This is a genomic window from Klebsiella sp. RHBSTW-00215 (assembly GCF_014103785.1).
GTDB lineage: Bacteria > Pseudomonadota > Gammaproteobacteria > Enterobacterales > Enterobacteriaceae > Klebsiella.
In genome coordinates, this window is sequence record NZ_JABXQS010000001.1 from 1,557,385 (window position 1) to 1,580,752 (window position 23,368).

The 23,368-nt window shown below is 55.8% G+C and carries 22 protein-coding genes; 7 read left to right on the plus strand and 15 right to left on the minus strand.

Annotated features, from left to right (window positions below; translation table 11 throughout):
* Nucleotides 1-137: 137 nt before the first annotated feature.
* The 7 genes from HV127_RS07460 to rhaB all read right to left on the minus strand — a co-directional run bounded on the left by HV127_RS07460 (nucleotide 138) and on the right by rhaB (nucleotide 8,790).
* The gene (locus HV127_RS07460) at nucleotides 138-1,142 is read right to left on the minus strand and encodes an ABC transporter permease (RefSeq protein ID WP_182235490.1); all 1,005 of its coding nucleotides are present in this window, start codon (nucleotides 1,140-1,142) and stop codon (nucleotides 138-140) included.
* On the minus strand, nucleotides 1,139-2,143 hold the full coding sequence (locus HV127_RS07465; protein WP_182235491.1) for an ABC transporter permease: 1,005 nt from the start codon (nucleotides 2,141-2,143) through the stop codon (nucleotides 1,139-1,141). Before HV127_RS07465 ends, HV127_RS07460 begins: the two co-directional genes overlap by 4 nt.
* Complete coding sequence (locus HV127_RS07470; protein WP_182235492.1) at nucleotides 2,143-3,654, minus strand: sugar ABC transporter ATP-binding protein; 1,512 nt, start codon at nucleotides 3,652-3,654, stop codon at nucleotides 2,143-2,145. Before HV127_RS07470 ends, HV127_RS07465 begins: the two co-directional genes overlap by 1 nt.
* Nucleotides 3,655-3,799: 145 nt before the next feature.
* Entirely contained in the window at nucleotides 3,800-4,786 is a 987-nt protein-coding gene (gene rhaS, locus HV127_RS07475; protein WP_110276125.1) for a rhamnose ABC transporter substrate-binding protein, read from the minus strand.
* A gap of 81 nt (nucleotides 4,787-4,867) precedes the next feature.
* Nucleotides 4,868-5,698 carry a rhamnulose-1-phosphate aldolase gene (gene rhaD / locus HV127_RS07480; protein ID WP_182235493.1) on the minus strand — a complete coding sequence of 277 codons (831 nt, stop codon included), beginning with the start codon at nucleotides 5,696-5,698 and terminating at the stop codon, nucleotides 4,868-4,870.
* 369 nt (nucleotides 5,699-6,067) lie between these two features.
* Nucleotides 6,068-7,327 carry an L-rhamnose isomerase gene (rhaA, locus tag HV127_RS07485; protein WP_182235494.1) on the minus strand — a complete coding sequence of 420 codons (1,260 nt, stop codon included), beginning with the start codon at nucleotides 7,325-7,327 and terminating at the stop codon, nucleotides 6,068-6,070.
* Nucleotides 7,324-8,790, minus strand: a complete 1,467-nt coding sequence (gene rhaB, locus HV127_RS07490; RefSeq protein WP_182235495.1) for a rhamnulokinase — start codon at nucleotides 8,788-8,790, stop codon at nucleotides 7,324-7,326. Before rhaB ends, rhaA begins: the two co-directional genes overlap by 4 nt.
* A gap of 311 nt (nucleotides 8,791-9,101) precedes the next feature.
* Here rhaB and rhaS (HV127_RS07495) point away from each other — a divergent pair, with 311 nt between their 5' ends.
* Nucleotides 9,102-9,938 (plus strand): HTH-type transcriptional activator RhaS, encoded by an 837-nt coding sequence (gene rhaS / locus HV127_RS07495; protein WP_182235496.1) that lies wholly within the window; start codon nucleotides 9,102-9,104, stop codon nucleotides 9,936-9,938.
* Between the two features lie 73 nt (nucleotides 9,939-10,011).
* Nucleotides 10,012-10,860, plus strand: a complete 849-nt coding sequence (rhaR, locus tag HV127_RS07500; protein WP_181484224.1) for an HTH-type transcriptional activator RhaR — start codon at nucleotides 10,012-10,014, stop codon at nucleotides 10,858-10,860.
* Between the two features lie 5 nt (nucleotides 10,861-10,865).
* On the opposite strand, the gene rhaT is transcribed toward rhaR, so the two are convergent.
* A complete protein-coding gene (rhaT, locus tag HV127_RS07505) occupies nucleotides 10,866-11,900 on the minus strand; it encodes an L-rhamnose/proton symporter RhaT (RefSeq protein WP_182235497.1) in 1,035 nt (344 codons plus the stop codon).
* Nucleotides 11,901-12,192: 292 nt separating this feature from the next.
* Between rhaT and sodA the strand changes: the two genes are divergently transcribed.
* Both sodA and yiiM read left to right on the plus strand, forming a co-directional pair.
* Complete coding sequence (gene sodA / locus HV127_RS07510) at nucleotides 12,193-12,813, plus strand: superoxide dismutase [Mn] (RefSeq protein ID WP_110276139.1); 621 nt, start codon at nucleotides 12,193-12,195, stop codon at nucleotides 12,811-12,813.
* Nucleotides 12,814-12,884: 71 nt separating this feature from the next.
* A complete protein-coding gene (yiiM, locus tag HV127_RS07515) occupies nucleotides 12,885-13,559 on the plus strand; it encodes a 6-hydroxyaminopurine reductase (RefSeq protein WP_182240586.1) in 675 nt (224 codons plus the stop codon).
* 19 nt (nucleotides 13,560-13,578) lie between these two features.
* Here yiiM and cpxA read toward each other — a convergent pair whose 3' ends face one another.
* Entirely contained in the window at nucleotides 13,579-14,952 is a 1,374-nt protein-coding gene (gene cpxA / locus HV127_RS07520) for an envelope stress sensor histidine kinase CpxA (protein ID WP_182235498.1), read from the minus strand.
* Complete coding sequence (cpxR, locus tag HV127_RS07525) at nucleotides 14,949-15,647, minus strand: envelope stress response regulator transcription factor CpxR (RefSeq protein WP_110276144.1); 699 nt, start codon at nucleotides 15,645-15,647, stop codon at nucleotides 14,949-14,951. Before cpxR ends, cpxA begins: the two co-directional genes overlap by 4 nt.
* Nucleotides 15,648-15,796: 149 nt before the next feature.
* Here cpxR and cpxP point away from each other — a divergent pair, with 149 nt between their 5' ends.
* The 3 genes from cpxP to pfkA all read left to right on the plus strand — a co-directional run bounded on the left by cpxP (nucleotide 15,797) and on the right by pfkA (nucleotide 18,521).
* The gene (cpxP, locus tag HV127_RS07530) at nucleotides 15,797-16,300 is read left to right on the plus strand and encodes a cell-envelope stress modulator CpxP (protein ID WP_181484219.1); all 504 of its coding nucleotides are present in this window, start codon (nucleotides 15,797-15,799) and stop codon (nucleotides 16,298-16,300) included.
* 158 nt (nucleotides 16,301-16,458) lie between these two features.
* On the plus strand, nucleotides 16,459-17,355 hold the full coding sequence (gene fieF, locus HV127_RS07535) for a CDF family cation-efflux transporter FieF (RefSeq protein WP_112216337.1): 897 nt from the start codon (nucleotides 16,459-16,461) through the stop codon (nucleotides 17,353-17,355).
* A gap of 203 nt (nucleotides 17,356-17,558) precedes the next feature.
* The gene (gene pfkA, locus HV127_RS07540; protein WP_182235499.1) at nucleotides 17,559-18,521 is read left to right on the plus strand and encodes a 6-phosphofructokinase; all 963 of its coding nucleotides are present in this window, start codon (nucleotides 17,559-17,561) and stop codon (nucleotides 18,519-18,521) included.
* A gap of 60 nt (nucleotides 18,522-18,581) precedes the next feature.
* Here the strand turns inward: pfkA and rraA are convergent, their stop codons facing one another.
* The 5 genes from rraA to ftsN form a co-directional block, all read right to left on the minus strand.
* Entirely contained in the window at nucleotides 18,582-19,067 is a 486-nt protein-coding gene (gene rraA / locus HV127_RS07545; protein WP_181484216.1) for a ribonuclease E activity regulator RraA, read from the minus strand.
* 92 nt (nucleotides 19,068-19,159) lie between these two features.
* Nucleotides 19,160-20,086: a 1,4-dihydroxy-2-naphthoate polyprenyltransferase gene (gene menA / locus HV127_RS07550; RefSeq protein WP_182235500.1), complete on the minus strand. Its 927-nt coding sequence runs from the start codon at nucleotides 20,084-20,086 to the stop codon at nucleotides 19,160-19,162.
* 257 nt (nucleotides 20,087-20,343) lie between these two features.
* A complete protein-coding gene (hslU, locus tag HV127_RS07555; protein WP_110276150.1) occupies nucleotides 20,344-21,678 on the minus strand; it encodes an HslU--HslV peptidase ATPase subunit in 1,335 nt (444 codons plus the stop codon).
* 9 nt (nucleotides 21,679-21,687) lie between these two features.
* Nucleotides 21,688-22,218 carry an ATP-dependent protease subunit HslV gene (hslV, locus tag HV127_RS07560; RefSeq protein WP_110276151.1) on the minus strand — a complete coding sequence of 177 codons (531 nt, stop codon included), beginning with the start codon at nucleotides 22,216-22,218 and terminating at the stop codon, nucleotides 21,688-21,690.
* A 90-nt stretch (nucleotides 22,219-22,308) separates the two neighbouring features.
* Complete coding sequence (gene ftsN, locus HV127_RS07565; protein ID WP_182235501.1) at nucleotides 22,309-23,280, minus strand: cell division protein FtsN; 972 nt, start codon at nucleotides 23,278-23,280, stop codon at nucleotides 22,309-22,311.
* Between the last annotated feature and the right edge of the window lie 88 nt (nucleotides 23,281-23,368).

Sequence of the window (23,368 nt, forward strand, 5' to 3'; positions counted from 1 at the left end):
CCGACCCTCTCCCAAAGGGAGAGGGGGAAAGGTGGGTCCGTAGCCTCCGGGGTATTCCCTGGGTTGCGTTCAGGCTGCCAAAGCGCACCGCACCGTCCCCTCTCCCCTGTGGGGAGAGGGTTAGGGTGAGGGGGAAATTAAATTCGTCTTCGCTGCATCATCCGCCGGGTAATAATCGGCAGCGAGATAACCACAATCAGCATCGCGCCGATGATGATCGACATCACGATGCCCGGCACGTTGAGCAGGCTCAGCCCGAAGGTCACCAGCCCCATCAGGAAGGCGGCGATAATCACCCCCACCATGCTGCCGGAGCCGCCGAGAATATTGACGCCGCCGAGCACCGCCATGGTGACCACCGCCAGCTCCCAACCCATCGCCAGCGTCGGGCGGGTGCTGCCGAGCCTTGAGGTCAGCAGGACCGCCGCCAGCCCGGCCATTAGCCCGACCAGCGCGAACAGCATCAGGTTGTGGCGCTTGACGTTGATCCCGGAGAACCAGGCCCCGGTCGGGTTATTACCGATGGCGTAGGTCCGGCGGCCAAAGTTGGTTTTATGCAGCAGGAAGGTAAAGGCGGCGGCGAGGAGGATAAACAGCGCGAACTCGAAAGAGAGCGCCCCCCACACGTAACCCTGACCGAACCAGGCGAAGCTGTCCGGGTAGTGATTGAGCGCTTTGTCGCCCAGCAGGATGTAGGTCATCCCGCGATACAAGCTCATGGTGCCGATGGTGATCACAATCGATGACAGGTTAAAGCGCGTCACCAGAATGCCGTTGAACAGACCGCACAGCAGCCCGACGCCCAATCCGACCACCACCAGCAGCGGCGTGTCCATGCCCGCCGCCGCGCAGAAGCCCATCACCGTTGAACTCAGCGCCATCGTTGACGCCACCGAAAGGTCAATTTCGCGGGCGATAATCAGCATCGCCATTGGCAGCACGATGATCGCTTTTTCGGTGAAGTTAAACGTGGCGTCCGACAGGTTCCAGATATTAAGGAAATAGGGCGACGCCAGGGCGTTAACCACGAATACCGCCAGAGTGACCGCCAGCAGAAATCCCTCCCAGCACAGCAGGCGGCGCAGCGGTGACGGCGCGACCGGCGGACTTTTCATCTCTTCAGACATCATCATTTTACTCATGATTTCACCGCCTGTTTCTGTCGGGCTAGCGCCGCGTTGCGTAGGATTAACCGCCCGTGACCTTTATTGCCGCGCTCGTTAAGCAGCACCGCAATCACGATAACCGCGCCGGAAATCGCCATTTGCCAGAACGGCGAAATGCCGATCACCGGCAGCGCGTTATTGATAACCCCGAGGAACAAGGCACCGCACAGGCAGCCGAGCACCCGACCGGTTCCGCCCATGGTACTGATACCGCCGATCACGCAGGCGGCGACCACCTGCAGTTCGAAACCGTTGGCGACATCGACGTAGGCGACGGCAAAGCGTGAGATCCACAGGTAGCCGCAGAACCCGGCCAGCGCGCCGGAAAGACAGAAGCTGATGAACTGCATTTTCCCGGCGTTAATCCCGGTGTAGTACGCCGCCGTGGCGTTTCCGCCTGCGGTGTACAGCGCTCGTCCGGTGCGGCTGAAGCGTAAGAAATAGCCGACAAGCAAGAGTGCGGCGATGGCGCACCAGCTCAGCAGCGGCAGGCCCAACAGCGAGGCGCGCGGCAGGCCGAGAAAGTCAGCGCTCATCTGGTGCGAGTTAACCCAACCGCCGTCGGAGAGCAGGAAAATAATCCCCCGGTAAATGCTCATGGTGCCGAGCGTCACCACGATGGCTGGGATGCCGAGCCGCCAGACCAGCAGGCCGTTAATCACCCCCATCAGCAGCCCAAGCAGGGTTGCCAGCGCCAACAGCGCCACCACGGGAATCCCCGGATAGTGGGCGTTGAGCAGGGCGACGATCATCCCGGTGAGCGCCAGGTTGGCGGCCATCGACAGATCGATGCCTTTGGTGAGCAGCACCATCATCTGACCGAGGGCGAGGATGATCAGAATGGCGGTGTCGTTAAACATCTCCACCAGATTGCCTGGGGCGATAAACGACGGCACCCGACTGCCTATCGCGCCGATCATCAAAATGATGACCGCCGCCAGCAGCGCTTCGCGGTGTTTAAGCAGTTGTTTGCCCATTACGCGGCCTCCTGACTGACGCCGCTGGCGGCGCTGACTATGGTTTCCGCCGTGGCCTCACCGGCCTGATACTCGGCGACCATCAGCCCTTCGTGCATCACGATAATCCGGTCAGCCATACCCATCACTTCCGGCAGCTCCGAAGAGACCATGATCACTGCCAGCCCCTGGCTGACCAGCTCGGACATAAACTGGTGCACCGCCGCTTTGGAGCCGATATCGATGCCTTTGGTCGGCTCGTCGAGGATAATCACCTCCGGATGGGTCGCCAGCCATTTGCCGATCACCACTTTTTGCTGATTGCCGCCGGAGAGGGTCTCTACCGGCTGTCGCCAGCTAAAGGCTTTGACCTGCAGGCGCGAGGCGTACTCATCCGCCAACCGCCATTCGCGGGCGTCGTTCAGCACGCCGTTAGTGTTGAGTTTGCTGAGCTGCGGCAGGCTGATGTTCTGGGCGATTGGCAACGCGATGATCGCCCCCTGTTTCTGCCGCTCTTCCGGGACGCAGACGATACCGGCGTTGATGGCGTCGGCAGGCTGGCGAAAACGCATCGCTTTGCCCTTCAGCACGATCTCGCCGGAAGAGGGATGCGATACACCGGAAAGCGCCTGCATCAGCTCGGTACGTCCGGCACCGACCAGGCCGTAAAAGCCGAGAATTTCCCCTTTGCGCAGGCTGAAGTTGATATGGGCAAATTCGGTAGGGTGGCAGAGGTCTTTCACCTCCAGCACCGTTTCCCCTGGGGTACAGTCGACTTTCGGGTAGGTTTGCGTAATGGCGCGACCGACCATCATCGCCACCATCCGTTCTTCGGTGATGTCGTTAATCGCCCCGGAGCTGACGTACACGCCATCGCGCAGAATGGTGTAGTAGTCCGCCAGCTCGAAAATCTCATCGAACTTATGCGAGATAAACAGAATCGCTTTTCCGTCCTGCTTCAGGCGCTCAACGATCTGATAAAACTCCAGAATTTCATGCTGGGAGAGCGCCGCTGTCGGTTCATCGAGGATCACCACCTGAGCTTCAAAGGAGAGCGCCCGGGCAATGGCCACCATATGGCGCTGGGCGATGCTGAGGGTTTTCAGCGTCGCGCGCGGGTCAATCTGCACCTCAAGGCGGTTGAGGATCTCGCTAGCTTTGCGGTGCATCGTGGGCCAATCGAGTTTTTTCAGCAGGCCGGTATGCAGATACTGACCGACGAAAATATTTTCGGTGACCGACAGTTCATCAAATAGCACGGTTTCCTGATGAATGGCGGTGATCCCCACCTTGTGCGCCGACTCCGGGTTCGGCAGCTGGATAGGGATCGCTTTATAGAGAATCTCGCCCTCTTCGGGCTGATAAATACCGGTCATCACTTTGACCAGCGTGGATTTTCCTGCGCCGTTTTCGCCGATTAAGGCGGTCACTTTGCCGGGCCAGAGATCGAGCTGCACGTTCTCAAGGGCACGCACACCGGGAAAAATCTTGGTGATGCCCTTCAGCGACAGCAGTGGGGTGGATGCTGACATGATAGTTCTCCGTAAAATCGCCCCTCACCCTAACCCTCTCCCCAAAGGGGCGAGGGGATTGTTCGGCGCTCCCTGACAACATTGCGCAGAGGGCCTGACTTTCTCCCTCTCCCTTTGGGAGAGGGCCGGGGTGAGGGAACAGGGATTAGAAAATCTTCGAGAACTTATCGATGTTGCTGGCATCGTAGACGAACGGCTCGGCCATCGCGCCGTTACCGTCGGCATCCAGCTTCACTTTGCCCAGCTTGCCCATATTGGCTTCGGTTTTGGTCGCCGTGCCTTTGACTAAATCATCCGCCAGGTAAGTCGCGGCGTAACCGAGGTCAATCGGGTTCCAGATGGCAAAGCTTTTGCTGGCGCCGGACTTAATCGCCCCGGCCATTTCTGACGGCAGCCCCAGCCCGGTCACGTACACCTTGCCGATTTTGCCCTGATCCTTCACCGCCTGCGCGGCGGCGACAATTCCCACCGATGACGGGGAAACAATCACTTTCAGGTCAGGGTATGATTTCAGCAGGCCCACCGCTTCGCGGTAGCTTTTATCGGACAGATCGTCACCGTAGGCGACGGTGACCAGATTGACGGACGGGTACTGCGGCAGCACCTTTTTCATCTCCTCAATCCAGATGTTCTGGTTAGTGGAAGTTGGCGTGGCGCTTAAAATCGCCACATCGCCTTTTTCCACATTGAGCGCTTTCAGCGCATCGGCGGCGAGCTTGACGTTGGTTTCGCCAATCAGCGCGTTGTTGGACGGATTCAGATGGATCTGGCGGCCCGCAGGCGCGACGCCGGAGTCCCAGGAGACCACCTTAATGCCGCGCTGCATCGCTTTTTTCAGCACCGGCACCACGGCGTCGGGATCGTTAGCGGAAATCGCGATCGCATCCACCCCCTGGGCGATCAATCCATTCAGCACTTCGATCTGCGCTTCGGCCGTGGTGGTGGTCGGGCCGGTATAGATAACTTTTACATCGCCTAACTCTTTGGCCGCCTCCTGCGCGCCAACGTTCGCTGCTTCGAAGAATCCATTTCCCAATGATTTTGCCACGAGGGCAATTTTAACTTCAGCTAAAGCGGAACCGGACAACGCCATGGCGGCAACGGTGAGGATCAAGCTTGTCTTTATTTTCATTGCTTTTACTCCACATGAGTCAGTTTTGTAGGGTTTGCAGGTGATTTTTCGCCCCGTCTCAGTGAGCGGGGCGCGATGTTGTTATTGATAAAGATCTAACGCGGACTGCATGGGTTGAACATTGAAGCGTTTGCCAAGGGCGACCAGCTCTTCACGGGTGATGGTTTGTTTCATGCCACCCATTGAATAGACTTTCACCAGCACCTCAGCGGATTTCTCGGCGGTGTCGATCAGGCCGAAAGTTTCGTCCAGATTTGGGCCGCTGCCGAAGACGCCGTGGAACGGCCACAGCACCAGCGAGTGTTTCTGCATGGCCTCAGCGGTAGCCTGGCCGATTTCGTCGGTACCCGGCACCATCCACGGCAGAATGCCGACGCCGTCCGGGAATACCACCAGGCATTCGGTGCTGCCTTCCCACAGTTTGCGGGTGAACAACTCGCTATTGTTCTCCAGCACGTAGGTCAGGGCGATCAGGTTGGTGGCGTGGCAGTGCATGATCACACGGTCTTTGCCGTTGGTCAGCTTGATGCGCTCGCTGTGCGACAGGAAGTGCGCTGGCAGTTCGGAAGTCGGTACCGCGTCGTGAGTCAGGCCCCACAGAATATGGTATCCCGCGCCGTCGCTGTCGACTTTTACTACGCCGAGGTTAGCGGCCGGATCGAGCTGGACATTGCGGAAGAATTTGCCGGAACCGGTCACGATAAACGGCTGGTTGGCCAGCGTCAGCATCGGCTGGCTCAGGGCGATATAGCGCGGTTTCGCGTGGAAATCCGCTGCATAAGATTCGATATCCGCTTCATCGAGGCGCAGCGTCAGGTTGCCGCCGTTGCGCTCGTCCCAGCCTTTCAGCCAGGCGTCGGAAGTGGCTTTAATCATGCCCTGGACGAACCAGGAGTCGATAATGGTCTGCATAGTCTTGTGTTTCCTGTTAATTCGGTGCGGGGTTGTCCCCTCACCCTAACCCTCTCCCCAAAGGGGCGAGGGAACTGTTCGGTGCGCTCTGGCAACATCGCGCAGAGGGCCTGGTTTTCTCCCCCTCTCCAAAGGGGCGAGGGAACTGTTCGGTACGCTCTGGCAACATCGCGCAGAAGGCCTGGTTTTCTCCCCCTCTCCAAAGGGGCGAGGGAACTGTTCGGTGCGCTCTGGCAACATCGCGCAGAGGGCCTGGTTTTCTCCCCCTCTTCAAAGGGGCGAGGGAACTGTCCGGTACGCTCTGGCAACATCGCGCAGAGGGCCAGATTTTCTCCCTCTCCCTTCCAGGGAGAGGGCCGGGGTGAGGGTTTACCCGCGCTGGCTCAGAACGTCTATCTCATAAGCCCGGACGTTATCCAGCCACTGGCTCCCCGCCGGAGTATCGTTACGCTGGCAATACATCTCCCAGATGGCCTGCCACGGCAGACACTTCTGTTCTTCCAACAGCGCCAGGCGGGCGGTGTAATCGCCGTCAACTTCCAACTGACGCAGTTGTTCGGTCGGCTCCAGCAGGGCGCGCAGCAGCGCTTTCTTCATATTGCGGGTACCAATGACCCATGCCGCGATGCGGTTGATCGAGGCATCGAAGAAATCGAGGCCGATATGCACGCGGTCGAACAGATCGTGACGGATAATTTCGCTGGCGATGGCCTGAGTTTCGTCATCCAGCAGCACCACGTGGTCGCTGTCCCAGCGTACCGGGCGGCTTACGTGCAGCAGCAAGCGTGGGATATAGAGCATCGCGGCGGAGATTTTGTCGGAGATCACTTCCGTCGGGTGGAAGTGGCCGGCATCCAGGCACAGGGCGGTCTGGCGGCTGGTGGCGTAACCCATATAGAACTCATTGGAGCCGACGGTGTAGCTCTCTGCGCCGATCCCGAACAGCTTGCTCTCCACGGCATCAATGTGATGCGCCGGGTCGAGTTTCTCGCTGATCACTTCATCAAGCGCATTCAGCAGACGCTGGCGCGGAGCGAAACGGTCAACGGTGATATCTTTCATGCCGTCTGGGATCCAGATATTCATCACCGACGGCGTGCCCAGCTGCTCGCCGAAATACGCGGAAACGCGGCGGCTGGCCTTGCAGTGATCGATCCAGAACTGGCGGATTTCATCGTTGGCGTGCGACAGCGTAAAGCCGTCGGCGCTCAGCGGATGCGAGAAGCAGGAGGGGTTAAAATCCAGCCCCAGCTTGTTGGCTTTTGCCCACTCAACCCAGTTTTTAAAGTGTTCCGGCTTGATTTCATTACGCGGTACCGGCGTTTCGGATTCCAGATAGAGCGCGTGCAGGTTCAGGCGTTTTGGCCCCGGAATCAGGCTCAGCGCCTGCTCAAGGTCAGCGCGCAGCTCGGTGGCGTTGCGCGCTTTGCCCGGATAGTTGCCGGTGGCCTGAATACCGCCGGTCAGGCTCCCTTCCGGGTTTTCAAAACCGACGACGTCATCGCCCTGCCAGCAGTGCATGGAAACAGGCAGGCGGTCCAGCTGGCGCAAGGCCTCCTCGACGTCCACACCGATGCTGGCGTAGCGCTGTTTGGCAATTTCCCAGGCTTGTTCAAGTTGAGTGGTCATGCGCAAAGCTCCTTGGTCTGTTGTGGCTGAAACTGCGCGACGAAGCGGGCAATTTCACTTTCAGGATTAGGGGTAAAGGTAGTGAGGGCGTAGTTTTGCCGCACCACCTGACGGAATTCATCGACGTTATGCAGTTCGTCGAGGGTCATTAACTGGATGCCAATATTGCCCAGCGTAGAGGCCTCAATGGGGCCCGCGACCACGGTGATGCCGCAGGCGTCGGCGCACAGCTGGTTAAGCAGTTCGTTCTGACAGCCGCCGCCGACAACATGCAACTGACTGAACGGCTGGTCGCGAAGTGCCGACAGTTCGTTGAGCACCCGGGCGTATAGCAGCGCTAAGCTGTCGAAAATACAGCGCGCCAGTTCGGAGTCGCTGGCAGGAACCGGCTGCCCGGATTCGCGGCAGGCGGCCTGAATTTCAGCGCTCATGTTGTCCGGGTTGATAAAGCGGTCGTCGTTGCAATCAATAACGAAACGGCAGGCTGGAAGCGCCGCCGTGCGGGCGATCAGCGCCGACAGGTCACCGACGTTTTGCTCTTTCAGCACCCGCTGGAGCAGCCACAGGCCCATGATATTTTTCAGCACCCGATAGCGGCCTTCAGCCCCGCCTTCGTTGGTGATATTGGCTTTCAATGCTTCGTCGCTGGTGCAGGGGGTTTTGCTTTCAAAGCCCATTAGCGACCAGGTACCGGAAGAGAGGTAGGCGGCGTTTTTGCTGGCTAACGGCGAGGCGATAACCGCGCTGGCGGTATCGTGGCTGGCGACAGCAACTACCGGAATATGATTTCCCTGCGGGCAAATCCAGTGGCCGATAACGTTGCCCGGGTGCGTCGGCGTACCGAACCATTCGCGCGGCGCGCCGGTCCAGTTCAGCAGCTCTTCATCCCAGTTATCGCTATTGATATTGACCAGCTGTGTGGTGGTGGCGTTGGTGTATTCCCAGTTCATTTTGCCAGTCAGGCGAAAGCTAAGGTAGTCCGGGATCAGCAGCGCGTGCGCGGCCTGGCTGACCAGCTCCGGCTGCTGTTCCACCAGCGCGCGTAGCTGATAAAGGGTGTTAAACGGCAGAAACTGAATACCGCTGCGGCGATAGATATCCGCACGTCCCATCTGCTCTTCGGCATGGCGCATCAGGCCCTGGGTGCGAGCGTCGCGATAAGAGACCGGCAGACCAACGCGCTGGCCCTGTTTATCCAGCAGGACATAATCCACGCCCCAGGTATCAATGCCGATGCTATCGATCAGGATGCCCTGTTCGCATACTTTCACCAGGCCGCAGCGAATTTCATTTTCCAGGCTATCGATATCCCAGCAGTCGAAGCCATCTACCTTCTGTAGGCTATTGGTAAAGCGGTGAATTTCGCGCAGCGCCAGCGTTTGCTGCCCGGGTTCATAACTGGCGAGCATCACCCGCCCGCTGGAGGCGCCTAAATCAACCGCGACACAATGACGAAAACTCATGGGAAGATCCTTGTGAAAATCATTGCAAGCAGTCTAAAAAAGTCGCGCCTGACTCACCTTCTTGTTACTGACAGGGAAAATTCGCCGCTGGCAAGAAAGCAAAGGTGACCGTGAGGGAGGTCACAGTTTCGTTTGATCAGTGGCTCACTGAGGGATGTGATGTTGTCCGCAGTTCCCGATCTTTCCCGCCATTTCTTGAAAAAGCGGCAGGCTTTACGAACTTTGTAGTCAAAAATTGAAGGCCGGATTGCCGACCCTTAATTACTATTTGCACCACTGATTGATAATTTTTCTCATTTCGAGGAGCGGCTATGACCATGTTGCACAGTGTGGATTTCTTTAAGTCCGGCGTTTCTGCTGTTGCCATTGAACCGCGGCTCCCGCAATCAGCCTTTCCTGAGCATCATCATGATTTTCATGAAATTGTTATCGTCGAACACGGTACGGGAATTCATGTTTTCAACGGTCAGCCCTATACCATCAGCGGCGGGTCGGTCTGTTTTATTCGCGATCACGATCGCCATCTCTACGAGCACACGGATAATTTATGCCTGACCAATGTGCTTTATCGCGCGCCGGACGCGTTTCGCTTTTTGTCCGGCCTGAATGAACTGCTGCCCCAGGAGCAGGAGGGGAATTACCTCTCACACTGGCGGGTTAACCAAAGCGCGTTGCAGCAGGTTCGCCAGATTGTCGGCCAGATGGAAAATGTTGGTGCGGATTCGGACATGCATTCCATCGCCAGCCGTGAGATTTTCTTTATGCAGTTGCTGGTGCTACTGCGTAAAAGCAGCCTTGCTGAAGGAAGCGCCGATAACGATGCGCGGTTGAATCACCTGATGGCCTGGCTGGAAGATCATTTTGCCGAAGATGTTTGCTGGGAAGAGGTGGCGGCGCGGTTTTCGCTATCGCTGCGCACTCTGCATCGCCAGTTAAAACAGCAAACTGGCCTGACGCCGCAGCGCTATCTGAACCGGGTGCGGCTGATAAAGGCACGCCATCTGCTGCGCCATAGTGATGACAGCGTGACCGATATCGCGTATCGCTGTGGTTTTGGCGATAGTAACCACTTTTCGACGCTTTTTCGCCGGGAGTTTGACTGGTCTCCGCGCGATATTCGCCAGGGGCGCGACGCGATTCTTCAGTAACGCGAGAGCAGTCAACGTATTAACAGGTATAAACGCGAATAATGATGCGTTTGTTCGTGTCTGGAGTTGATGAGTGGCAGGTCAGCTGATTCTTCGCAAAAATGAGTTTTTTGCTTCCCCCGCCCAGGCGGTGGCGGTGGCGGATCGCTACCCGCAAAATGTCTTTGCCGAACACACTCATGAATTTTGTGAACTGGTGCTGGTGTGGCGGGGAAACGGCCTGCACGTCCTCAACGATCGCCCGTGGCGCATAACCCGCGGCGATTTGTTCTATATCCGCGCTGAAGATAAACACTCCTACGCCTCGGTGAACGATCTCGTTCTGCAAAACGTGATTTATTGCCCGGACCGGTTACGGCTTAATTTTGACTGGGCGGCACATATTCCCGGCCTGTTCGGTACGCCGTGGGTCCCGCACTGGCGGATTGGCAGCAGCGGTATGGCTCAGGTCCGTCAGGTGATAACCCAGCTGGAGCACGAGAGTAGCCGCAGCGATGCGCAGGCCAATGACATGGCCGAGCTGTTGTTTGCTCAACTGGTGCTTATCCTCCAGCGCTATCGCTATGCCACCGATAATCTGGCGGCAACCCAGAGCGAGGCGCTGCTCGATAAGCTGCTTACCGAACTGGCGGGTAGCCTGAACCGGCCTTTCTTTCTGGATAAATTTTGTGAGCGGGAAGGGTGCAGCGAACGCGCGCTACGCCAGCAGTTTCGCCAGCAGACGGGAATGACCATCAACCACTATCTGCGCCAGCTGCGGATTTGCCACGCTCAGTATCTGTTACAGCATACGGAACGCCTGATTGGCGAAGTGGCGATGCAGTGCGGGTTTGAGGACAGTAACTACTTTTCGGTAGTGTTTAACCGTGAGATTGGCATGACGCCGGGGCAGTGGCGGCAGCGCAGTCGCACTGCCGCATAACAAAGCTAGTTCGCCATTCCCAGGCCGACGATGTTTGCAGCGATGATAATCACCACGCAGCCGAGGCTCAGTACGCCAACCGGGCGACGTCCTGCGTTTTTCCACTCTTTCAGCACCAGGCCAACCAGCCCGCCGCACAGAACGTAGAAGCTCATATGCAGCATCCAGCTCATGTAGTCGTACTGTGCCGGAATGCTGGCGTGGCCCCAGGCGTAGAAGAAGAACTGGAGGTACCACATCAGGCCGCCCAATGCGGAAAGCAGGATATTGCTGATGATCAGTGGTTTTGCCAGCGAGAAGTCGGCTTTTACCGACAGATTCTTCACTTTTGCCAGGCGGATAAAGCAGAAACCGAGGTTGACCAGCGCACCGCCGCCCATAATCACCACGTAGCTTGGCAGCGCGGTGTAGAGCGGGTCAACGCCGAGCGCGGCGGCGGCTTCATGCATCGGTTTTGCGGCGTTCATCGCAAAGGACATACCGGCCGAGAAAATGCCGCACATTACCGCCAGTACCAGCCCCTTTTTCAGGTTGAAGTCTTCGGCTTTGATGCCCATTTTGCGCTCTTTGAGCTGGCCTGCGCGAGTGACTATCCCCACGCCAATCACCGCAACCAGCACGCCGAGCAGCGTCATTTGGCCGCCTTTGGTGTTAATTAAAACATCGAATTGACCGTTGAGGATTGGGGTCATTAGGGTGCCGACAATCAACGTAATGCCAATGGCGATACCGATCCCCATCGACATGCCGAGATAGCGCATGGTCAGGCCATAGTTGATATTGCCGATACCCCACATTGCGCCGAACAGGAATACCGGCAGGAGCGTGGAGGCATTAAAGGAGCCGTAGTAGGCCCAAAAATCAGGGAGCAGCATGGCGCTGATGGCCCAGGGGAGTATCAGCCAGGAGACAATCCCGCCGATAGACCACATGGTTTCCCAGGACCAATGTTTAACTTTTTTGAACGGGGCATAGAAACAGGCTGCACTGGCCGCACCTATCAAATGCCAAAAAATACCCATCGTAATCGCGTGATTCATTGATTCTATCCTCATCTATTTTTTTATCGGATAAATCATTTTCCGACCCGATGAGTGTAAAAATCGGTCAGTTTTACTGCCTTCAGCCTGTTGCCACGTAACATCCTTCCTTGGCAACCAGAAGCTTAATTCGTTGTTCTACATCACAAAACCACGTGTATAACCGTCTGTTATAACCTTATTAAAAATACGGCATTGATAAGCGTTTTCAATATCATTTAATTAACTATAATGAACCAACTGCTTACGCGGCATTAACACCTTCCGCCGCTCGACAATAATGGAGATGATTATGAGTTATACACTGCCAGCCCTGCCGTACGCTTATGACGCCCTGGAACCGCACTTTGACAAGCAGACGATGGAAATCCATCACACTAAACACCACCAGGCCTACGTTAACAATGCCAACGCTGCGCTGGAAAGCCTGCCGGAATTCGCTAGCCTGTCTGCTGAAGAACTGATCACCAAACTGGATCAGCTGCCGGCTGACAAAAAAACCGTTCTGCGTAACAACGCTGGCGGCCATGCTAACCACAGCCTGTTCTGGAAAGGCCTGAAAACCGGTACTACGCTGCAGGGCGACCTGAAAGCGGCTATCGAGCGCGATTTCGGTTCTGTTGATAACTTCAAAGCGGAATTTGAAAAAGCGGCTGCTACCCGTTTCGGCTCCGGCTGGGCGTGGCTGGTGCTGAAAGGCGATAAGCTGGCTGTAGTTTCTACAGCGAACCAGGATTCCCCGCTGATGGGCGAAGCTATCTCCGGCGCTTCCGGTTTCCCAATTGTGGGTCTGGACGTGTGGGAACACGCTTACTACCTGAAATTCCAGAACCGTCGTCCGGACTACATCAAAGCGTTCTGGGACGTGGTTAACTGGGACGAAGCTGCAGCGCGTTTTGCCGCCAAAAAATAAGGTTGCATTGTGCTGAGTGAGAAGCGAGTCTGATGACTCGCTTTTTTTATGTCCGCAGCAAGGAGCAGCAGATGCACTATCCGCTAAATGTCTACATTGGGCGCATTCGCGACTATCCCGGCAGCCGTCCGAGCGCAATAAGCAAAATTCAGGTCGATGGTGAATTAACCCTCGGCGATCTCGGCCTTGAGGGCGATGAGCAGGCGGAGAAGAAAATTCACGGCGGGCCGGACCGCGCGCTGTGCCACTATCCGCGTGAACATTACGCCCACTGGGCCCTTGAACTTCCGCAGCAGGCGGACCTGTTCTGCGCCCCGGCGTTTGGCGAGAACCTCTCGACTGAAGGGCTGACGGAAAAAAACGTCTTTATTGGCGATATCTTCCGCTGGGGAGAGGCGCTGATTCAGGTGACGCAGCCGCGTTCGCCGTGCTTTAAGCTTAACTATCACTTTGCCGTTAGCGATATGGCGCAGCTGATGCAGAACAGCGGCAAAACTGGCTGGCTGTATCGGGTGGTGGTGGGCGGGAAGGTATCCAGCGATACGCCGCTGGTGCTGGTCTCCCGGCTAAGCGATGTTAGCGTCTATGAGGCGGGTGCGATAGCGTGGAATATGCCGTTTGATGACGAACAGTACCATCGCCTGCTATCGGCGGCGGGGCTGTCAGTGAGCTGGAGCCGTACCATGCAGAAACGGCGTTTAAGCGGGCAGATCGAAGACAATTCCCGGAGATTGTGGGGGAAATAAATCCCCCGGGAGAAACTCATCAAGTGCGTTTGTACAGCGGCAGCCAGATGGTTAAGCGTAAACCGCCCAGCGGGCTGTCGTCGGCTTTCACCCAACCGCGGTGCTGCTGAATGGCGGCTTCAACAATCGCCAGCCCCAGGCCGGTACCGCCAGACTCGCGATCGCGCGCCTCGTCGGTCCGGTAAAACGGACGGAAAATTTGCTCGCGATCTTCCGGACTGACGCCCGGACCGTCATCATCGACGTTCACCGTAATCCCGTCTTTATCCACCGAGAAGCTCACTGAAATCTTCGTATGCGAGTAGCGCAGCGCGTTACGCACGATATTCTCCAGCGCGCTTTCCAGCGCGTTGGGGTTACCGTACAGCGGCCATGGCCCTGGCGGATACTCCACAGTGAACGATTTCCCTACCTGCTCGGCTTCAAATGCGGCGTTATCCAGCACTTCACCCCAAAGCTGATTAGCTTTTACCGTCTCGCTGACCAACGCGTTGTTAGCCTGATTACGCGACATCACCAGCAAATCGTTGATCATGCTGTCCAGCCGGTGCGCTTCCATTTCGATGCGCTCCAGTTCTTTGCTCTCCCCACTGCGGCGGCGCAGCAATGCGGTGCCTAACTGCAGGCGCGTCAACGGCGTGCGCAGCTCGTGGGAGATGTCGGACAGCAGACGATGCTGGCTGGTCATCATGCGTTCCAGCGCGGTCACCATCTGGTTAAAGCTGGTCCCGGCGGCTAAAAACTCCTGCGGGCCGGCTTCCAGTTCCGGATGTTGACGCAGGTTGCCCTGAGCGACTTCATCGGCGGCGTTTTTCAGCTTACGCGCGGGCTTAGCCAGACTCCATGCGAGCCATAGCAGCAGCGGGGCGCTGACTAACATCGTGACGATCAGCAGCAATAACGGCCGGTCAAAGAGCAGATTGATAAAGTCTGATTGCGACGTGTTGGCAGGGCGGATCAGATAGAGCTGGTAGTTATCTTCGCCATCCCGCACGGAAAAGGGCCCGACCATTTCCAGACGACCATAGCGCTTTTTCTGCGGATGGTCGGCGTTATCCGCCTGGCCGATAAAGTTGCGGATAATCTGCATCTCGTTGCGTTCAGCACCGATAACGCGTCCTTCGCTGGTCACCAGCAGCAAGCGCTGGCCCGGCGGAGCCCACTTATCGATGGCACGAAACAGACGACGCCACCACATCAGGTCGTTTGGCGGATCGGTCGCCAGTTCGGCCTCGACGTGCTGTTCAATCATGATGCCCTGACGTTGCTCGCTCTCCAGCAGCTCGGTCATCTGGCGCGAGTCCAGCTTGGGCAGCATCAGAACCAGCATCAACACCAATGCCAGCGTGAGCCAGAAAATAGCGAAGATGCGTGCGGTTAAACTTCCAATCATGAAGCCGATACCATCAGATAGCCGCGTCCGCGCAGAGTTTTAAACCACGGATGGCCGTCTTTGCGCTCTGGCAGCTTACGCCGCAAGTTGGAGATGTGCATATCGATAGCGCGGTCAAACGGCGTTAGACGTTTGCCCAGCACTTCCTGGCTCAAGTGTTCACGCGACACGACCTGGCCGAGATGCTGCGCCAGCAGGTAGAGCAGGGTGAATTCAGTACCAGTCAGCTCCAGAGTCTGTCCATCGAAGCTGGCTTCCTGGCGACCCGGGTTAAGGCTTAGGGCATCCACTTCCAGCGTGGGCGAACCGGCTTCGGTCACTTGCTGCTGCTCGCTCCAGTGGGAACGGCGCAGAATAGCGCGTATACGCGCCACCAGCTCGCGATCGTTGAACGGCTTAGGCAAATAATCGTCCGCGCCCAGCTCAAGGCCAAGAACGCGATCCAGCTCGCTGCCGCGGGCCGTTAGCATGATAACCGGGGTCTGGTGTGTCTGACGCAACTCTTTGAGCGTATCGATACCGTTTTTCTTCGGCATCATCACATCAAGCAAAAGTAAATCGACGCTGTCGTCAAGAAGGGCTAGCGCCTGTTCCCCGTCATGGGCGACAAGCACATTAAAACCTTCCATATCGAGCAGCTCTTTTAACAGGGAGGTGAGCTCCCGGTCATCATCTACTAACAGGATTTTATTCATTGTTTAAATACCTCCGAGGCAGAAATTACGTCATCAAGGCCCGCTAATCCATGACTTTACGTTGTTTTACACCCCCTGACGCATGTTTGCAGCCTGCATCGTAAACTGTCTCTCGTTGAATCGCGACACAAACGTTTTGGGAGTATGTGATGCGCAATGTTATCGCTGCCGTCATGGCCTCAACGCTGGTGCTAAGTGCATATAGCCAGGCTGCTGAAGTCGTCACCAGCGTTAACTGGCTACCCGGAGATGTCGGGGCACAGCGCAGCGGCCAGAGCCATATGTTTGACGGCATAAGTTTAACCGAACACCAACGACAGCAGTTACGTGATCTTATGCACCGGGCACGCCACGACAGGTTACCCGTTAATGTTAGCGAAATGGAGACAATGCATAGCCTTGTCACCGCAGAAAATTTTGATGAAAACGCTGTACGCGCTCAGGCAGATAAGATGGCGCAGGAACAGGTTGCCCGCCAGGTTGAAATGGCAAAAGTTCGCAACCAGATGTACCACCTGTTAACGCCAGAGCAGCAAGCGGTTTTAAATGCTAAGCACCAGCAACGAATGGATCAGTTGCGTGAGGTTGCAAGGATGCAAAAAGGCTCAGCGATGATGCTTTCCAGTAGTAGCAATACCCTGCAACCCCAGTAACAAACCCTGTTTTCCTTGCCATAGACACCATCCCTGTCTTCCCCCACATGATGTGGGGGTTTTTTTTGCCTGTCATTCGGCCAAATGGCCTCTCCCTTGCTCCCCGTCCCGGCAAAAGATCGGGTTATACTAAGCGCATCGCGAAGTAAGGAGCGTTTATGAATCAATCCTATGGGCAGCTGGTGAGTCGTGCGGCTATTGCGGCAACGGTGATGGCCTCTGCATTACTTTTGATCAAGATTTTTGCGTGGTGGTATACCGGATCAGTGAGTATTCTGGCGGCGTTGGTTGATTCGCTAGTCGATATTGCCGCCTCGTTAACCAATCTGTTAGTCGTGCGTTATTCGCTACAACCTGCCGATGAAGAACATACCTTTGGCCATGGTAAGGCGGAGTCGCTGGCCGCGCTGGCGCAAAGTATGTTTATTTCCGGCTCGGCATTATTTCTGTTCCTGACCGGTATTCAGCACTTGGTGCGCCCTGAACCGATGCAGGCGGCGGGGGTCGGGATGATTGTGACGCTCATTGCGCTGATAAGTACTCTGGTATTGGTGACGTTCCAGCGCTGGGTGGTGAGAAAAACTCAAAGTCAGGCAGTACGGGCGGATATGCTTCATTATCAGTCTGATGTTATGATGAACGGCGCAATTCTGGTGGCGCTCGGCCTCTCCTGGTATGGCTGGCACCGTGCCGATGCGCTGTTTGCATTGGGCATTGGCGTCTATATTTTATATAGCGCGCTGCGCATGGCTTATGACGCCGTCCAGTCGTTATTAGACCGCGCGCTTCCTGATGAGGAACGCCAGGACATTATCAATATCGTGACCGCATGGCCCGGAGTCAGCGGGGCGCACGATCTACGAACACGGCAGTCAGGGCCGACTCGCTTTATTCAGATACATTTGGAAATGGAAGATAATCTCCCGCTGGTTCAGGCTCATGTGATTGCCGACCAGGTGGAGCAGGCGATTCTGCACCGTTTTCCGGGTTCTGATGTGATTATTCATCAGGATCCGTGCTCTGTGGTGCCGTTAGCACAGCAGGGTGTTTTATGAGCTTTCGGTTATAGTCTGTAAACTCGATGTAAAAATGTGGGGCGGATCGGCATTATTTGTATAAATTACCGCCATTTGGTCTGACCTGAATCAATTCAGCCAGAAGCGTTTGATATACTATTGCAATTATCGATGGGCACTCCTGGTGAGGGGGCGCTTCAGGCAACAGGATTATTTTTTGCTTCCTAAGTTCAGAGGTAGTCATGATTAAGAAAATCGGTGTGTTGACAAGTGGCGGTGATGCGCCGGGCATGAACGCAGCAATTCGTGGCGTTGTGCGCGCGGCATTAACGGAAGGTCTGGAAGTTTTTGGAATCTATGACGGTTACCTCGGCCTGTATGAAGATCGTATGGTTCAGCTCGACCGCTATAGCGTTTCCGACATGATCAACCGTGGCGGCACCTTCCTGGGGTCGGCGCGCTTCCCGGAATTCCGCGAAGAACACATTCGCGCAGTTGCTCTTGAGAATATGAAAAAACGCGGCCTGGATGCGCTGGTCGTTATCGGTGGTGATGGTTCTTATATGGGTGCTGTGCGCCTGACTGAAATGGGCTTCCCGTGCATCGGTTTGCCGGGCACTATCGACAACGATATTAAAGGTACTGACTACACTATCGGTTTCTTTACTGCGCTGAGCACCGTTGTTGAGGCGATTGACCGCCTGCGTGATACTTCTTCCTCTCACCAACGTATTTCCGTTGTTGAAGTGATGGGCCGTTACTGCGGCGACCTGACCCTGGCAGCAGCAATCTCCGGCGGCTGTGAATTCGTCATGGTTCCTGAAGTTGACTACACCCGTGATGATCTGGTGACAGAAATTAAAGCCGGTATCGCTAAAGGGAAAAAACACGCTATCGTGGCCATTACTGAACATATGTGCGATATCCACGAACTGGCTGAGTATATTGAGAAAGAGACTGGTCGTGAAACCCGTGCAACCGTACTGGGTCACATCCAGCGCGGTGGCTCCCCGGTTCCTTATGACCGAATTCTGGCATCTCGTATGGGCGCATATGCTATCGACCTGCTGCTGCAGGGCTTTGGCGGTCGCTGTGTTGGTATTCAGAATGAGAAGCTGGTTCATCACGATATCATTGACGCCATCGAAAGCATGAAGCGTCCGTTCAAAAGTGACTGGCTGGATTGCGCTAAGAAGCTGTACTAAGTTTTTGTGTGAAATAAAAAGGCCTTCTCAGAGAGAAGGCCTTTTTTATGAACGGGGGCGTTACTCAATATCCAGAGCATCCTCTGAGAGAATTATCCCGGTATTATCAGCGTACAGATGATCACCAGAGAAGAAGGTGACGCCGCCGAAGTTGACGCGAACGTCGCTTTCGCCGATACCTTCACCTGCGGCTCCCACGGGAATGGCGGCCAGCGCCTGGATGCCGATATCCATCTCCTCCAGATCGTCAACCTGGCGCACTGCGCCATAGACCACTAACCCTTCCCATTCGTTTTGTACGGCCAGACGCGCCAGGTCGGCGTCGATTAATGCGCGTCGAACGGAACCACCGCCATCGATTAACAGGATATGACCACGGCCGTTCTGCTCAAGCATATCGTAGAGCAACCCGTTATCCTCGAAACATTTCACCGTGATGATTTGTCCACCAAACGACGACCGTCCCCCAAAGTTGGAGAACAGAGGTTCCACGACGTTGACATCCTCCTGGTAGATGTCACAAAGCTCGGAAGTATCGTATTTCATAGGCTTAACGTTCAGTTGCTGCGAGAATTTTCAGTATATCTCGGGAATCGTGTTGTTGGCAAAATCATCAATTGTTAATTGATATTTGTCAGTTAACCTGCCAGCTTGCTGAGAATAATTCCGATAACAAACAGCAGGTTGGTCAGCAGCGCGCCTTTTACCGTTCTTTCCAGCATCGGGCGCATGGCCACAGGCTCGCGCTCGCGCATCACAAAACGCGCCTGCTTAACCAGCAGCGGCGTAGCCAGCAGGAACAACCAGCCCCAGGGATTATGCAGCGAGATGAGATTAAACAGCGCCAGGCACAGCGGAGCGCCAATGAGGAGACAGGCATGGTAACGACGAGCGTTAACGGGCCCCAGACGTACGGCGAGGGTGTTTTTGCCGTTATCACGATCGCTGTCGATATCACGCAGGTTATTAATATTTAATACCGCAGCAGCCAGCAGGCCGCAGGCGGTCGCGGGTAAGAAAATGACCGCTTCAATGCTGTGCGCCTGAAGGTACCAGCTTCCGACAACGCTAAGCCAGCCGAAGAAAACCAGCACGGAAATATCGCCGAGACCAATGTATCCGTAAGGTCGGGTGCCGACGGTGTAGGTAATGGCTGCGATAATTGCCAGCACGCCAAGCACCATAAAGCCGATAAAGTCGGCCATGGTTTGCCAGGCTGAGAACAGTAGCGCCAGGCCAGAGAGGCAAATCAGCACCACGGTCAGAATTAACGCGCGTTTCATTTGCGCCTGAGTAATTGCCCCTTTCTGCATACCGCGCAGTGGGCCGATGCGATCGGGTTTGTCGCTGCCTTTGACCGCATCGCCATAGTCATTGGCGAGGTTGGAGAGTATTTGTAGTAAACCGGCGGTAATGATTGCCAGCAGGGCAACCCAGGGATCGAAACTGCCCTGATGCCAGGCAAGAGCGGAGCCGACAATGATGGCGGCAAAGGCCAGAGGTAACGTTTTGGGGCGCAGGCTTTCCAGCCAGGCCTGGGTTTTGTTTATCGGTTGTTCAGTCATAAGTCCCGGCCAATAAAAATGGGGCTCTACCCTTCATACTTCAAGCTGCAGGTACGTTGGCTACGGACGACTCGGCCCATCCATGGGCCTCGCCCTCACGGGCCGTCGCAAGCGACGTTCAAATCTGCTCCCGGCAGATTTGTCATTCACCCCAGTCACTTAGTCCAGTATGTGACTGGGGATTCGCCTTTCTGCAACTCGAATTATTTTGGGTACCTATAGCCCCATCTATAGTGATGAAAATATATTGAACCGGATTATAGGATAAAACGACTCAGATCTTCATCTGCCACCAGAACATCCAGATGTTTACCGACATATTCTGCATCGATAGTCACGCTTTGACCGTTCATTTCGCTGGCGTCGTAGGAGATATCTTCAATCAGACGCTCCAGTACGGTATGCAGGCGACGCGCACCGATGTTCTCAGTGGTTTCGTTGACCTGCCAGGCGGCCTGAGCAATGCGTTTGATGCCATCTTCTGTGAACTCGATATTAACGCCTTCAGTCGCCATCAGCGCTTTATACTGCACGGTGATAGAGGCATTCGGCTCAGTCAGGATGCGCTCGAAGTCATGGGTGGTCAGTGCTTTCAGCTCAACGCGAATCGGCAGACGCCCCTGCAACTCTGGGATCAGGTCAGACGGACTGGCCACCTGGAACGCGCCGGAGGCGATAAACAGAATGTGGTCAGTTTTCACCATCCCGTGCTTGGTGGAGACGGTGCAGCCTTCAACCAGCGGCAGCAGGTCGCGCTGTACGCCTTCGCGTGAAACGTCAGGGCCTGAAGAGTTGCCGCCACGTTTACAGATTTTGTCGATTTCGTCGATAAACACGATACCGTGCTGCTCAACCGCATCGATAGCATCCTGCTTCAGCTCTTCCGGGTTGACCAGCTTCGCCGCTTCTTCTTCAATCAACAGCTTCATCGCATCTTTGATTTTCAGCTTACGCGGTTTTTGCTTCTGGCCGCCCAGATTCTGGAACATTGATTGCAGCTGGCTGGTCATCTCTTCCATGCCCGGAGGGGACATGATTTCAACGCCCATCGGCGCAGCCGCGAGATCGATTTCAATCTCTTTGTCGTCGAGCTGCCCCTCGCGCAGTTTTTTGCGGAAAGACTGGCGCGCGGCAGAAGGTTCCTGAGGCTGTTCAGCCTGGCCCCAGTTATTTTTTGCCGGAGGGATCAGCACATCAAGGATGCGCTCTTCCGCCAGCTCTTCTGCACGGTAGCGGTTTTTGTCGATGGACTGCATGCGGACCATTTTGATCGCTGCATCGGTCAGATCGCGGATAATCGAATCCACTTCTTTACCAACATAGCCTACTTCGGTGAATTTAGTTGCTTCAACCTTGATAAACGGCGCGTTGGCCAATTTTGCCAGACGACGGGCGATTTCGGTTTTACCGACGCCGGTTGGGCCGATCATCAGAATGTTTTTCGGCGTGACTTCGTGGCGCAGCTCTTCGTTAAGCTGCATACGACGCCAGCGGTTACGCAGAGCGATGGCGACGGAGCGCTTGGCTGCGTCCTGGCCGATAATGTGTTTGTCCAGTTCGCTGACAATTTCGCGTGGGGTCATTTCAGACATGGGAGATCCTTACGCTTTGGAGGTCAATTCTTCGATGGTATGGAAGTGGTTGGTATATATGCAGATATCACCTGCAATATTCAACGCTTTCTCTGCGATATCGCGTGCGCCCAGTTCGGTATTTTCCAGCAGGGCGCGGGCTGCGGCCTGGGCGTAAGGACCGCCGGAGCCGATAGCAATCAGGTCGTTTTCTGGCTGCACCACGTCACCGTTACCGGTGATGATAAGCGATGAGTTTTCGTCAGCCACGGCCAGAAGCGCCTCCAGCTTGCGCAGCATGCGATCGGTACGCCAGTCTTTCGCCAGTTCAACGGCGGCTTTCACCAGGTGGCCTTGATGCATTTCGAGCTTACGTTCAAACAGCTCGAACAGGGTGAAGGCGTCAGCGGTACCGCCAGCAAAGCCTGCAATCACTTTGTCGTTGTACAGACGGCGAACTTTCTTCACGTTGCCCTTCATTACGGTGTTGCCCAGTGTAGCCTGGCCATCACCGGCAATAACGACATGGCCGTTACGGCGAACACTTACAATTGTAGTCACGAGCAGACCCCTTGGTTGCAAAAGCGGAATAGAGGCCCCGCGTTTACGCGGGGCAGAATGCAATTATAAATGGGGGGAATTTTGAGGGTTTCAACCCCTGGCGGCGAGACGAATGCAGTTTGCGTGTCCGGCCATCTTCAGGCGTTCAATCATGTTGCTGGCGTTGTCTTTGCCTTTCAGTGGCCCGATCACTACCCGGTTCCAGCCGTTGTTGGTGGTGATGTGCGAGGAAAAGCCTTCAAATGCCAGCTGTGCGCGAACGGTTTCCGCCTGCTCGGCGCCTTTAAAGGACCCGCACTGAATCATCCAGCTGCGATCGTCTTTTTTCTCCGTCGCGGCGGTTTTCGGTGCTTCCTCGACGCGGGTCACCGGTGCGGCGGCCTGCGTTTTAGGCTGCGCAGTACTGGTATGCGCTGGCGTTTGCAGCAGATCCTGATACGGCTGCTGGGTTGAAGCGGTTTGCTTCGGCTGCTGTACCTGTTTGGGCTGCTCCACAACTCGTGGTTGAGTTCGCGGCTGCTGAACCTGAGTTTGCTGTTGGGTCTGTGCTAACTGCTGTTGCTGCACCTGCTGCTGAGCTAAACGCTGGCGCTGTAGGGTTTGCTGGCGCTGCGCCGGGGTTTGTTCATTCCACGGCACTTCGGTCAGCTGAGTGGGCTGCTGACGCATATCGGCCTGCATCTGCGCTAGCAGCTGGCGCTGTTCATTAGTCAGCTGTTCCGGCTTCATGACTTCACCGCCGGCTGTCGGTTCAGTAGGCGCACGAACGCCAGGCTGGCGACTTTCCAGCTCTTTAATATAGCGCCAGCGTTCTTCCGGCTTCGGCGGTAAACCGTTACCTGCCGCCTGGCGATTTTGCAGCGCTTCAGCTTCTTCTTTTTTGTGGTGCGTGATGAAGTACAGTCCACCGATAAAAGCCACCAGCACTGCCGCTGCGATCGCAACCATAGTGGGCGAAACCGCTGAAAGGCCGCTTTGCTTGTTCCTTGAGCTTCGGGTATTGCTCTTTTTGCGCCGCGAAGAAGCCGGTTGGCTGCGGCGTACATAATCTCGTTGTGCCACTATCGTTTCGCTGTCTTATTCGTTTTTCAGCCCGCCATGTTACTTAAGCGGCGGGCCTTTGACCAGAAGAGCAGGCCCGAAAGCCTGA

What these genes read in the sequence shown, in the direction of transcription:
- HV127_RS07460 (WP_182235490.1), bottom strand. Translation starts at nt 1,142, where the DNA reads ATGAGTAAAATGATGATGTCTGAAGAGATGAAAAGTCCGCCGGTCGCG.
- HV127_RS07465 (WP_182235491.1), bottom strand. Translation starts at nt 2,143, where the DNA reads ATGGGCAAACAACTGCTTAAACACCGCGAAGCGCTGCTGGCGGCGGTC.
- HV127_RS07470 (WP_182235492.1), bottom strand. Translation starts at nt 3,654, where the DNA reads ATGTCAGCATCCACCCCACTGCTGTCGCTGAAGGGCATCACCAAGATT.
- rhaS (WP_110276125.1), bottom strand. Translation starts at nt 4,786, where the DNA reads ATGAAAATAAAGACAAGCTTGATCCTCACCGTTGCCGCCATGGCGTTG.
- rhaD (WP_182235493.1), bottom strand. Translation starts at nt 5,698, where the DNA reads ATGCAGACCATTATCGACTCCTGGTTCGTCCAGGGCATGATTAAAGCC.
- rhaA (WP_182235494.1), bottom strand. Translation starts at nt 7,327, where the DNA reads ATGACCACTCAACTTGAACAAGCCTGGGAAATTGCCAAACAGCGCTAC.
- rhaB (WP_182235495.1), bottom strand. Translation starts at nt 8,790, where the DNA reads ATGAGTTTTCGTCATTGTGTCGCGGTTGATTTAGGCGCCTCCAGCGGG.
- rhaS (WP_182235496.1), top strand. Translation starts at nt 9,102, where the DNA reads ATGACCATGTTGCACAGTGTGGATTTCTTTAAGTCCGGCGTTTCTGCT.
- rhaT (WP_182235497.1), bottom strand. Translation starts at nt 11,900, where the DNA reads ATGAATCACGCGATTACGATGGGTATTTTTTGGCATTTGATAGGTGCG.
- sodA (WP_110276139.1), top strand. Translation starts at nt 12,193, where the DNA reads ATGAGTTATACACTGCCAGCCCTGCCGTACGCTTATGACGCCCTGGAA.
- yiiM (WP_182240586.1), top strand. Translation starts at nt 12,885, where the DNA reads ATGCACTATCCGCTAAATGTCTACATTGGGCGCATTCGCGACTATCCC.
- cpxA (WP_182235498.1), bottom strand. Translation starts at nt 14,952, where the DNA reads ATGATTGGAAGTTTAACCGCACGCATCTTCGCTATTTTCTGGCTCACG.
- cpxR (WP_110276144.1), bottom strand. Translation starts at nt 15,647, where the DNA reads ATGAATAAAATCCTGTTAGTAGATGATGACCGGGAGCTCACCTCCCTG.
- cpxP (WP_181484219.1), top strand. Translation starts at nt 15,797, where the DNA reads ATGCGCAATGTTATCGCTGCCGTCATGGCCTCAACGCTGGTGCTAAGT.
- fieF (WP_112216337.1), top strand. Translation starts at nt 16,459, where the DNA reads ATGAATCAATCCTATGGGCAGCTGGTGAGTCGTGCGGCTATTGCGGCA.
- pfkA (WP_182235499.1), top strand. Translation starts at nt 17,559, where the DNA reads ATGATTAAGAAAATCGGTGTGTTGACAAGTGGCGGTGATGCGCCGGGC.
- rraA (WP_181484216.1), bottom strand. Translation starts at nt 19,067, where the DNA reads ATGAAATACGATACTTCCGAGCTTTGTGACATCTACCAGGAGGATGTC.
- menA (WP_182235500.1), bottom strand. Translation starts at nt 20,086, where the DNA reads ATGACTGAACAACCGATAAACAAAACCCAGGCCTGGCTGGAAAGCCTG.
- hslU (WP_110276150.1), bottom strand. Translation starts at nt 21,678, where the DNA reads ATGTCTGAAATGACCCCACGCGAAATTGTCAGCGAACTGGACAAACAC.